We start from the raw sequence: 10,242 nt of genomic DNA on the forward strand, positions 1-10,242 counted from the left end.
TCGCACGAACTGTGCGAAAGCGTTTGGGAGGCCGGCACGTCACTCGGGAAGACCGGCCTTGCGGAAGCCATCGACGAAATGCTCGAGCGTCACAGCGTCGCGGAATGGCTCCGTCGCGGCCCAGTGCCGGGTGGTGAAATGCGGGTTGCCGACGAGGAACAGTTCGGCCTCTGCGCGCGCCTCGTCGACTTGGCCCAGTTGGGCAAGGCTTGCCGCCAGGAAGCGGCGCGAACTTGTACGATAAGTCTCGTCCCTGCGCAGTGTTTCGACAGCCGCTTCGTATTGGCCGGCCGCATATTGCGCCTGGCCAAGCGTCAGATAGTACCAACTTGCCGGAAACGGGTTCAACCGGAACGCCTTGCGAATGTGCTCAAGGCCTTCCTTGACCCGTCCGGCCAGGACCGCGATGTCGGACAATGCCGCCCAGGCATCGGCCTCGTTCGGATCGAGCTCGATCGCCTGGCGAATTCCGCATCCGCCTCGGCGAAGCTGCGCTCATAGGCAAGCAGGTAAGCCAGAACCCAGCGGCAGCCGGCATCGTTCGGATCGATCACCACGGCTTTGCGCGCCAGTTCCAACGCAACGCTACGGGACGTTTCGGTTGGTCCGCCGGAATGCACCCATCCCATCCAGTGGTTCATGGCAAGCCAGCGATAGGCCTCGGCATATTCCGGATCGAGCGAAACCGCGCGGGTAAGCATCAGATGCGCTTCGCGCGCCGTCTGCGGCGTGTCATCCATCAGCTTGCGCGCCCGCACGCAGAGATCGTAGGCCTCAAGACTTTTGGGCCGGTTGCGCGGCGGCGGTGCGCGCAGCCTGCCGAGCAACGCCTCGACGATCTTGCCGGTGACCTCGTCCTGAACGGCAAAAATGTCTTCCAGGCTGCGATCGAAGCGTTCTGCCCACAAATGGTCGCCACTCACTGCGTCGACCAATTGGGCGTTGATGCGCACGCGCCCCGCAGCACGTCGTGCGCTCCCCTCCAGCAGGTAGCGCACGCCGAGATCCTGCGCGATATCGCGCACGTCCATCGCCTTGCCTTTGTAGGCGAAGGCCGAGTTGCGTGCGATGACGAACAGCCCGGAGATCCTGGACAGGTCGGTAATCAGGTCTTCGGTCAAGCCATCCGCGAAGGATTCCTGCTCGGGATCGTTGCTGACATTGACAAAGGGCAGCACCGCTATCGATGGCTTGCCGGGCAGCGGCAAAGGTTTTCGCTTCGCGCCGAGCTGTTCGACGGCCCCCGTGAAGCGGTAGCCGACGCGCGGGACCGTGGCGATCCATTCGCCGCCCCCATTACCGGCATCGGCGGCCGGGCCAAGCAGCTTTCGCAGCAGCGCGATCTGCACGGTGAGGTTGCCTTCCTCGACGGCCGTGCCCGGCCACGCCGCGTCCATCAACTCGGCCTTCTCGAGGATTTCGCCGGCTCGTCCGACGAGCGCCGCAAGCAGCTTTAGCCCGCGGTAGCCAACGGCAACGGGGACATCGTTGCGAAGCAGCGTTCCCGCACCGGAATCAAGCACGAACGGACCAAAGGCAAAGCGCGATCCCTGCATGCGGCGTATCTTTAGCCCGTTTGGAAGTTTTGAGAACTATTTGGCAGAGCTTAATTACGACGCTGTTCGTATCCTGCAGAATTCAGCCTCTTTCAGGTCGAAGGTCCCTGGACCTCAAACCTATGGAGGTTGCTATGAACGATACTCTTGCATCGGCCCCGCATCAGGCAGGGGGAACGCCGGTGGAGCCGGCGGGAATATTGCGTCGGCAACACAGCCTGGCGACCCTGAGAAGCATTATCGCGGCGTGGGACGACCGGAAACGCTTTCGCTGGGAACTTGAACAAATGGCGAAGGACAATCCCCATTTGATCGACGACATCGGTCTGACGAGACGGCAGGTCGAGGCAGAGATCGCCAAGCCCTTCTGGCGACGATGATCCTCGTCGCCGCAAGGTCGCGAAGCCGATAACCGTCATCCTCGCCCTTGGTGCGCCAAAAGCATCTCGGTGCGAGAAGCTGGGCCGCCGTTCCGGTCCCAAAATCGAGCGTTCGCGTGCGTCAGCGGGGCGGCCTTTTTCCCCTAGTCGTCGTCGTCGTCATCATCCGTGTAGCGGTCGCGATAGCGGCGACGATCATAGTCCTGGTAACGACGGGAGGATCGGTCCTCCTGGTAAACCCTGCGCTTAACGTAGGTCTCACAATAGTCGTCTTCACAGTAGGTCTCGACAATCCGCTCACGCACAACGCCGTTGTTCGACGAGCTATTCGAGCTTGTGTTCGAGGACTGACTGTCCGCGTGGGCAACGACTGTCGCCATCATCGTCGCTGATGTCACCAGTAGGAACTTCATACGCATGGCTGCCTCCATTTTTGGCTAGATGGCGCAACTCAAAGCCAAGTCGAGGTGAACTCAACGGCTGGGCATGCGGAGCGTGCACTGCAGTCTGGCCCAAAGTGTGGCTTGGCGCGCCGGACAGGATGAAACTGGGGTCTCGTACATTGTTGCTGCGCCTTTCTGAGATCACCGCTCGGAGCGGTCCGACTTGCGCCCCATAAACTGCCCTCGCCGCCCCAGCCAAGATCGGACCAACCGGTCATTGGTCAAGGGGAAGCGAAGTGACCTCCATGCAGAATTCGAGCGCTCATCGGCTTCGGCGCAACCCGGCCGCGCCACTCCTGGGCGCGAGGGCTCAGGGTAGCGGGATTGGCTTGTCACTGAGTGTGCGCAAGTAGGCAATTATGTTTGTTCTTTCAGTCTCGTCCGGAGCACCCGGCACTTCCATGTAAACGCCCGGCGTCGTGAGCATGGGCTCAAGCAGAAATTTGTTCAGGTCCTCGTATGTCCAGACACCCTGCCATGCCAGTAAGGCGTCGGAGTAACGCCTCTTGGCCACAGATGCTTTGTCGCGACCGATGACGTTCCACAAAGTCGGTCCCTGATTGCCCCCTTCGTCCGGCACGGCATTGTGGCAGTAGGCACAGAGGCGGGAGAAGGAGGCTCGGCCTTTCTCCACGTCGGCGGCAGCCAACCTCTTCGAGATCGGGGCTGGCGTTGGCAAGATGACGCCGTGCGCGATGAGATAATCAGCCACTTCGCGTTGCCCCTTGAATTTCGCCAGATGGAGCGGTGTCTTGCCGTCCTTCGTCTTCGCATTCACATCCGCGCCGGCCTCGACCAGTGCCTTCACGCAATCGAGGCAACCGGATCTGGCGGCGATGTGAAGGGCGTTTTCGCGGTTGCGCTGCGAATTTGGATTTGCGCCCCTCTCCAGCAACAGATTGATCAAATCGATCCGGCGTTTTGCCAGAGCCGGCATGAGGGCAGGACCCAAACCCGGCGTCGGGGCGGCGTTGACGTCGGCACCGCGTTCGATGAGCAGTTTTGCCGCCGCAAAATGCCCGCCCCTGACCGCAAGATAGAGTGGTGTGGCTTGCCCATCCCTCTCATCGACATCGGCGCCTGCGTCGAGCGCTGCCGCAATCGCCGCGACATCGCCCGTTTTCGCGGCGTCGTGGATGGCGGCGGCATGCGATGCAATCGGTGCAAGCACCAACAGAATGAACAGCAAAACCCCGCGCATCCGGCACCCCACTGTCAAACTGGAGGACGGCCAACAAGGCGCTCGTTCGACAGTTCGTCGACGATATCCTTGCCAACGGCCGTTGGAAAGACTCGCCGGGTATATATCGTCAGCGACGCGAAAGTGCGAACCGCGGTCGCTTCATCGACACGACCTTTCAGAATCGCGCGATCACTCCGGCTTACCCGAGCAATGGAACTGTTCACCCCAGCGGCATAAGCCCTCTGCCCCAGCACAGAGCGTCGATCCGCTTTCCGTCAACGAATAGACGACTTTCGCCGGAGAACCGGGATGGACTTTTCGATTCACAAGCCCGTCTGCCTCAAGTTCTCGCAGCTGCTGCGTCAGCATCTTTTCGCTGATCGCCGGAACTGACTGCCGCAGCCGGCCGAACCTGCGTGGTGTCGAGCCGAGTTCGCAGATGATGTCCAGCTTCCACTTGCCGGAGACCATCTTTATCGCGGTTGCAAAACCATTCTCGGTGGGTTTGTTCACCTTGCCCTCCTTACCGGCAGGTAATCACTTACGCATCCGTGCGTATTGGTGTCGCGCTTCCCAAATCATAGCTCTCCCTCGGACGACAAGCGAGCCGAGTGTTGCGCCAATCAAAATATGGATGTCGGAATGATGCCTGCAATCGGTGCCTGGACACTGGACGTATGGGATAGGCGCTCGCCCGCGCTGCTTGAAGCGGAATATCGCACGACCGTCCGGGACAGGACAGCAAAAGGGACAGGAAGGCGATCCAAGCCTTCATCATCAACCAATCATGGGACGCCTCCGAAAAGCGAACTCCTGCTTCGCCGGCGCGAAACAACAATTCACGTCGGCGAGGCTCGATTGACGACCGCTGGAAGCGGTGGCCGTTTCATGACCAACAGTATTTTAGGAGAAAAAGCATGAGGAATGCAAAACCGGATACAATGCAGGCCGCCGCCATCGACCGGTTCGGTGGAGCCGAGCTGGTTACTGTGCGAGCCGTGCCAGTGCCCGAGGTCGGGCCGAGCGATGTCCTAATCCGCGTCGAAGTGGCGGGCGTGGCCTCGTGGGACGCGCTCGAGCGTGAGGGTCTCTACGACGGGGCTTTCGGAATGCCGTCGACGTTCCCCTATGTGCTCGGCTGGGACTGCGCGGGCGCAGTCGTCGCCGTTGGCGGCCAGGTTAGCCGCTTCAAGGAAGGCGACCGGGTGTACGCTGCATCCATGCCACTTCCCAAGGGTGGAACCTATGCCACCTACGCAGTGACGGATGCGGACAACGTGTCGCTCATCCCCGCCAAGCTCACGATCGAGCAAGCGGGCGTCATGGGCTGGGATGCGTTGACCGCGCTCAGCGGCCTGGAAGAGATCGGCCTAAAGCAGGGCGATACAATGATGATCTTCGGCGCCAGCGGCGGTATCGGGCACATGGCCATCCAACTCGCAAAACGATTGGGCGCCCGCGTATTGGCGGTGGCTTCGGGCGATGACGGCGTTGCGCTATCGCAGCGGCTGGGCGCCGACGCCGTCGTCAACGGGCGCAGGGACGACGTGGTGGCGGCCGCTCGTGAATTCGCCGCCGGCGGCCTCGACGCTGGCCTTGTCACCGTAGGCGGTGAGGCGGCCGACCGCGCGCTGACGTCAATGCGCGACGGCGGTCGGGTCGCCTGCCCGCACGGCGCGATGCCCGATCCAACTGTCAGGCCCGGCGTGGAGCTCATTCGCTACAACGGCGCCCGCAGCCAGGACGCGACCGACAAGCTTAACCGCCTGATCGATTCTGGCCCGTTCGACGTCCATGTCGCCCGTACATTCCCGTTCGACAGGGTTGTCGATGCGCACCGAGCGCTTGCCACCCACTACGTCGGCAAGCTCGCCTTGCGGGTGAGTTGAGCAAAGGGTGGATCCATCAGACATCACCAGGCGTTGCGACGGCGGAACGGGATTATGACAGCCATGGAAATGTGCTGGCGCTTTCCCATCCGCCGATCGCCGCTGATCTGCCAGAAACAAAAAAATGTGCTGCCGTTTGCGGTCACCGACTATCGGCTGCAAATGGCGCGTCGGAGAGGATGAAACTGGGCACCGCTATGTCATTGCTGCGCCCATTGATTTCTAAGATCACTTCTCGGAGCGGAGGATCGGCTTTGCGCCACGTGCCGACCTCAGCACCTCTAAGCGCGAACGTCTGGTGTGATGCGGGCGTTGTAGGGCATCTCCCTGTTACATCGCGGTGACAAAGCACCGCCACGGTGGCGTCAACCGGTTACACAGAGCAGGAAATATCTCCGGCCTTCTGGGAGTGGTCAGCGTCCCCAGAGACTGCGTGGGCGGGTCGTCGGTTGGCTGTTAGCATCGGCGACTGGAACGCTCCACGCCTCGCAAGCGGGATAGCGAAGTCTCGTGAAGGCAAGGTCAGCTGCGTTCTCCGTTCTGTATCGGCGGCGACTGGGAGAGATGGATACCATGCACGTAGGGCGTCCGGAAGTTAGCAGGACATGGACGCGGGGCGGCCCGCGTGCTGGCGCTTGGCTGAGCGGTGCAATAACCACGCAGCGCCGCCTCGCAGCGATCCTGGCTTGCGACGTGGTCGGCTATTCGCGCCTGACGGAGCGCGACGAGCGCGGCACGCTCGAGCGGCTGAAGATCTACCGGAAGGACCTCCTCGAACCGCTGGTCTCCGAGCACCAGGGTCGGATCGTCAAGCTCACCGGCGACGGCATGCTGTGCGAGTTCGCGAGCGTCGTTTACGCGGTGACCTCGGCGATGGCGATCCAGCAGGCCCTGGCAGAACACGAGGCGGAGACGCCCGAGAAAGAGCGGATTCGCTTCCGCATCGGCGTCAATCTCGGCGACGTGGTCTGCGAGGAGGACGGCGACCTCTACGGCGACGGGGTCAACATCGCCGCCCGCCTCGAAAGCATCGCCGATCCCGGCACCGTGGTCGTCTCGGGCACCGCCTACGACCACCTTCAGGGCAAGCTCGACTGCGGCTTCACGCCGCTCGGCGACCTGCGCCTCAAGAACATCGAGCGGCCTGTGCGCGCCTACCGCGTCGAGACCGACGCCAGCGCCTCGGTGGCTGCACTGCCTCCCCTGCCCGAGAAACCCTCGATCGCGGTTCTGCCTTTCACCAACATGAGCGGCGACCCCGACCAGGAATACTTCGCCGACGGGCTGGTGGAGGACATCATCACGGGATTGAGCCGGGTGAACTCCTTCTTCGTGATCGCCCGCAATTCGTCCTTCACCTACAAGGGCCGGGCGGTGGACCTGCGCCAGGTCGGACGCGAGCTGGGCGTCCGCTACGTGCTCGAAGGAAGCATCCGCAGAGCAGGATCGCGGGTGCGCATCAGTGGGCAGTTGGTGGACGCGATCAGCGGACACCATGTCTGGGCCGACCGCTTCGAGGGCGATGTGAGCGACATCTTCGACCTGCAGGACAAGGTGACCGAGAGCGTCGTCGGCGCCGTCGAGCCGAGCATCCGGCTGCAGGAGATCAAGCAGGCGCGCATGAAGCCGACCGACTACATCAGCGCCTACGACCTCTACCTTCGCGCGCTGCCGCGCTTCTACAGCATGACGCGCGAAGGCTTTGCCGACGTGCGCCGGCTCACCAACGAGGCGCTCAGCATCGACCCCAGCTTCAACTTGGCGAAGGCACTCGGCGCCTATATCCGCAGCCTATCCGTGAGCCAGTGCTGGCACGAGCCCGACGATATCCGAGTCGCCGCGCGCATGGCACGCGAGGTATTGGCTGAAGCGCGCGACGACCCCACGAGCCTACGCTTCGCCGCGCAGGTGATCGCCTACAGCGCGAAGGACTACGAGATGGCGCTGGGCACGATCGAACGATCCCTGCTACTCAACCCCAATTCGGCGCAAGGCCATACGGGCAGCGGCTGGGTGAACGCACATTCCAGCCGCCCGCTCGTCGCGATCGAGCACTTTCACAGGGCAATGCGGCTGAGCCCGGTCGACCCCGAGAAGGGCATCGCGCTCTCCGGCATCGGGATGAGCTACCTGATGCTCGAGCGCTACGAAGAAGCGCTGGCATGGGGAGAGCGCGCGCTGCACGAGATGCCGAACTACGGCTCCTCGCACCGGGTGGTGATCATGGCGCTGGTCAAACTCAACCGGCTGGATGAGGCGCAGGCGGCGGCGCGGCGGCTGATGGAGGCGTTCCCGACCTACACGCTCACCCTGCAGAGACAGATCAACCCGTGGCGAGACAAGGTGTTCGCCGAGAGTTACGTCGAGGCGCTGGGCATCTCCGGCGTGCCGGAGTGATCGTCGCGGTTGCAAAGATGCCCTCTCCCGCGCGTCACGTCCGGCTAGGCGACGTCCCTTGATCCCGCGTCGCTTCTGGAAGGACAGTTCTCTGGCGGCTTGTCCGAGGACTGAGCGTAGAGCAGCAGTGAACAGCAGCTCTCTATTAGATTCGCGCCGTACTCCGGTTTCCACCCTGACGAGACCTACCGACGGTCCAGACAAAAGTCGCCGTTGGGTCAGAACTGGACGTCGCGACACGATTTTGGAATGTACTGCCGATTGGCGCGCCCGAAGAGATGCGAACTCCTGACCCTCGATTCGTAGCTATTAAGGTCAAAATAGTTGTTCTAAATCAATTACCTGTTAAAACATGGTTTTCCGGAAGCCCTGGAAAACCAAGATCTCGGATCGCCTATAGAGTAGAGGCTGCGTCTCGCGCACGGTTTGGGTCGTGCGAATCAATCCAGCGGTTGCCGATTGAGCAGCATGGAATCGCCGAATTCATGCGCGCGGTATCGGTGCGCGGCGAAGGCTGCGGAGGCCTTGGCGAGCAGAGCATCGTCGGCAAAGGCGCGCAGGAGCTCGAAATGGCTTTCGCCCGGCTGGTGGACGCCTGTGAGAATCGCATCGACCACGCGAAGCGGCGTCTTCCGCGAGACGCGGCCGGTCGCAATGCCATTGCCTGCACGCACGCTGCCATCGGGATTGGCGGCCGCCTCAAGCGCGCGCACGACGCTCGTGCCGACCGCGATGATGCGGCTGCCGCGCAGCTTTGCCCGCGCGACCTGCGCCGCGGTGTGCTCGGGGATGCGGTATGGCTCGTCGAAGGGAAGTCGCGAGTCGAGCGCGTGATCCCCGGTGGAGGAAATGCCCGTGGCATGCGTGAGTGTTGCGAAGCCGATTTCGTGCCGCCGCCAGCTTTGAAGTGTGCGCCAGTCGAGCGCAAAGCCTGCCGATGGCGCCTCGAACGCGATCGGCCGGGCGGCAATCTTCGTCCAAACATCCCAAAGTGCCAACGGCTCGGGAACATGCGCGTATTGGATCGGCCGGCCGTGCTGCGCCAGTCCTGCAAGCACAGCTGCGCGGTTGCCCAAGAAGCGCAGCTCGAGAAGGCGGGGATGGTCGAGAAGGCGCTCCACAACGGCTTCAAGCGGGCCGAGCCGGAGGCGATTGCCCGGTGACAGTGGAGGCGCAGGCAGCCGATCTTCGGTGCGCGTGCGGTGATCGCCCGCGCCGAAGGCAATCGCCACGAAACGCGTTGGATCGGCAAGTGACAGCCAGCCCGCCAGGCGGATCTCGATCGCTTCACTGCTGGGGACATGCGTGCCGTGCAAGCTGGCAGGCAAGGTCGCGGCGTCATTGGCGACGACCAGGTCGTCGGGCTCGAACAGCTTCGCGAGGTCAGCGCGCGGCAGGTCGGTCATCGCGCCGTCCGCCATGACGACCAACAGCCTGGCGGAGCGCCGATCCGGATGGTCGGCGGCAATCATCCACGTGCCACGGCACGGGGCGCTGCGCCAGCCGGCAACGCGTCAAGCAGCTTTTCGATGATCTCGGCAGCTGCCAGATCGGGGCGCTTCAAGGTGGCCGGATCGGCGTCAGGAAGCGCCAGCGCGTGCAGCGGGGTGTCCATATCGCCGGGGTCGAGCGCGAAGAACCTTATGCCATCGTCTTTCGCCTCCTCGTCCCAGATCACCGTCAGATGGGCAAGAGCCGCCTTGCTCGCACCATACGCGCCCCAGCCGGGATAGGCGTTCACCGCCGCGTCGCTGGAGATGTTGATCACCAGCGCGCCACGGCCCTCGCGCGCCGACGTGGCAAGCGCAGCGAACAGCGCTTTGGTCAGGCGAAACGCGCCGACGAGATTGACCGCAAGCGCTTTTTCCAGATCCTCGCACTCGGTGTCGGCGAGCAGCGCAAGAGGCACCGGCCCGAGGCTCGATGCATTGTTGATCAGGACGTCGAGCCCGCCGAGGCTGGCGGTGACCTGCAACGCGATCGGGTAGATGTCGTGCTTTTTGCCGAGGTCGCCGACAATGCCGTGTGCGCCCGTCTCGTCAGCGATGCGCTCGACGTTTGCGGCAGTGCGTGCGACGAAGGCGACGCTCGCACCCTGCGCGGCGAGCTGCCTCACAAGCGCCAGTCCGAGGCCGGACGTGCCACCTGTGACCGCGACGCGAAGTCGGTGGAAATCTATATTCGTCAGCATTGCCGATGCTCCTTCGATCCGTGCAAGCCAATGCTACAAGCTCAAGTTAACTTGAGGTCAAGCATTCAATTGCGTGGATCTTGCCTTCTCCCCTTGTGGGAGAAGGTGGATCGGCGCGCAGCGCCGAGACGGTTGAGCAACCGTGCTTCAAACGGAAGCCGGATTCCAGGGTTTGTTGGTGCGCACCATAGCGTTGAGGGTTG

10 protein-coding genes and 1 pseudogene are annotated in these 10,242 nt (G+C 62.8%); 5 read left to right on the forward strand and 6 right to left on the reverse strand.

Features of this window, described 5'->3' with window-relative positions; all coding sequences use genetic code 11:
- Positions 1 to 39 precede the first annotated feature (39 nt).
- Positions 40 to 1,556 (reverse strand): annotated as a pseudogene (locus AC0L2M_RS26395) (winged helix-turn-helix domain-containing tetratricopeptide repeat protein).
- A 134-nt stretch (positions 1,557 to 1,690) separates the two neighbouring features.
- On the opposite strand from AC0L2M_RS26395, the gene AC0L2M_RS26400 reads away from it, so the two are divergent.
- On the forward strand, positions 1,691 to 1,936 hold the full coding sequence (locus tag AC0L2M_RS26400) for a DUF1127 domain-containing protein (protein WP_287171490.1): 246 nt from the start codon (positions 1,691 to 1,693) through the stop codon (positions 1,934 to 1,936).
- Positions 1,937 to 2,079: 143 nt separating this feature from the next.
- Here AC0L2M_RS26400 and AC0L2M_RS26405 read toward each other — a convergent pair whose 3' ends face one another.
- From AC0L2M_RS26405 to AC0L2M_RS26415, 3 genes are all read right to left on the reverse strand, one after another.
- Positions 2,080 to 2,355, reverse strand: a complete 276-nt coding sequence (locus AC0L2M_RS26405) for a hypothetical protein (protein ID WP_287343529.1) — start codon at positions 2,353 to 2,355, stop codon at positions 2,080 to 2,082.
- Between the two features lie 334 nt (positions 2,356 to 2,689).
- Positions 2,690 to 3,568: an ankyrin repeat domain-containing protein gene (locus tag AC0L2M_RS26410; protein ID WP_473536297.1), complete on the reverse strand. Its 879-nt coding sequence runs from the start codon at positions 3,566 to 3,568 to the stop codon at positions 2,690 to 2,692.
- A 183-nt stretch (positions 3,569 to 3,751) separates the two neighbouring features.
- Positions 3,752 to 4,075, reverse strand: coding sequence for a winged helix-turn-helix transcriptional regulator (locus tag AC0L2M_RS26415; protein WP_473536298.1), 324 nt, complete (start codon positions 4,073 to 4,075; stop codon positions 3,752 to 3,754).
- A gap of 129 nt (positions 4,076 to 4,204) precedes the next feature.
- On the opposite strand from AC0L2M_RS26415, the gene AC0L2M_RS26420 reads away from it, so the two are divergent.
- The 4 genes from AC0L2M_RS26420 (at position 4,205) to AC0L2M_RS26435 (ending at position 7,848) form a co-directional block, all read left to right on the forward strand.
- A complete protein-coding gene (locus AC0L2M_RS26420; protein ID WP_473536299.1) occupies positions 4,205 to 4,483 on the forward strand; it encodes a hypothetical protein in 279 nt (92 codons plus the stop codon).
- Entirely contained in the window at positions 4,480 to 5,451 is a 972-nt protein-coding gene (locus tag AC0L2M_RS26425; protein ID WP_473536300.1) for a quinone oxidoreductase family protein, read from the forward strand. The genes AC0L2M_RS26420 and AC0L2M_RS26425 overlap by 4 nt, the downstream gene beginning before the upstream one ends.
- Positions 5,452 to 5,505: 54 nt before the next feature.
- Positions 5,506 to 5,634 (forward strand): hypothetical protein, encoded by a 129-nt coding sequence (locus AC0L2M_RS26430; protein WP_023796963.1) that lies wholly within the window; start codon positions 5,506 to 5,508, stop codon positions 5,632 to 5,634.
- Between the two features lie 390 nt (positions 5,635 to 6,024).
- Positions 6,025 to 7,848: an adenylate/guanylate cyclase domain-containing protein gene (locus AC0L2M_RS26435; RefSeq protein WP_473536305.1), complete on the forward strand. Its 1,824-nt coding sequence runs from the start codon at positions 6,025 to 6,027 to the stop codon at positions 7,846 to 7,848.
- Positions 7,849 to 8,288: 440 nt separating this feature from the next.
- Here the strand turns inward: AC0L2M_RS26435 and AC0L2M_RS26440 are convergent, their stop codons facing one another.
- A complete protein-coding gene (locus AC0L2M_RS26440) occupies positions 8,289 to 9,320 on the reverse strand; it encodes an S-adenosylmethionine:tRNA ribosyltransferase-isomerase (protein WP_473536301.1) in 1,032 nt (343 codons plus the stop codon).
- Positions 9,317 to 10,039: an SDR family NAD(P)-dependent oxidoreductase gene (locus tag AC0L2M_RS26445; RefSeq protein WP_473536302.1), complete on the reverse strand. Its 723-nt coding sequence runs from the start codon at positions 10,037 to 10,039 to the stop codon at positions 9,317 to 9,319. Before AC0L2M_RS26445 ends, AC0L2M_RS26440 begins: the two co-directional genes overlap by 4 nt.
- Between the last annotated feature and the right edge of the window lie 203 nt (positions 10,040 to 10,242).

It is taken from the genome of Mesorhizobium sp. WSM4806 (genome assembly GCF_055811635.1).

What these genes read in the sequence shown, in the direction of transcription:
- AC0L2M_RS26400 (WP_287171490.1), top strand. Translation starts at nt 1,691, where the DNA reads ATGAACGATACTCTTGCATCGGCCCCGCATCAGGCAGGGGGAACGCCG.
- AC0L2M_RS26405 (WP_287343529.1), bottom strand. Translation starts at nt 2,355, where the DNA reads ATGCGTATGAAGTTCCTACTGGTGACATCAGCGACGATGATGGCGACA.
- AC0L2M_RS26420 (WP_473536299.1), top strand. Translation starts at nt 4,205, where the DNA reads ATGATGCCTGCAATCGGTGCCTGGACACTGGACGTATGGGATAGGCGC.
- AC0L2M_RS26425 (WP_473536300.1), top strand. Translation starts at nt 4,480, where the DNA reads ATGAGGAATGCAAAACCGGATACAATGCAGGCCGCCGCCATCGACCGG.
- AC0L2M_RS26430 (WP_023796963.1), top strand. Translation starts at nt 5,506, where the DNA reads ATGACAGCCATGGAAATGTGCTGGCGCTTTCCCATCCGCCGATCGCCG.
- AC0L2M_RS26435 (WP_473536305.1), top strand. Translation starts at nt 6,025, where the DNA reads ATGCACGTAGGGCGTCCGGAAGTTAGCAGGACATGGACGCGGGGCGGC.
- AC0L2M_RS26440 (WP_473536301.1), bottom strand. Translation starts at nt 9,320, where the DNA reads ATGATTGCCGCCGACCATCCGGATCGGCGCTCCGCCAGGCTGTTGGTC.
- AC0L2M_RS26445 (WP_473536302.1), bottom strand. Translation starts at nt 10,039, where the DNA reads ATGCTGACGAATATAGATTTCCACCGACTTCGCGTCGCGGTCACAGGT.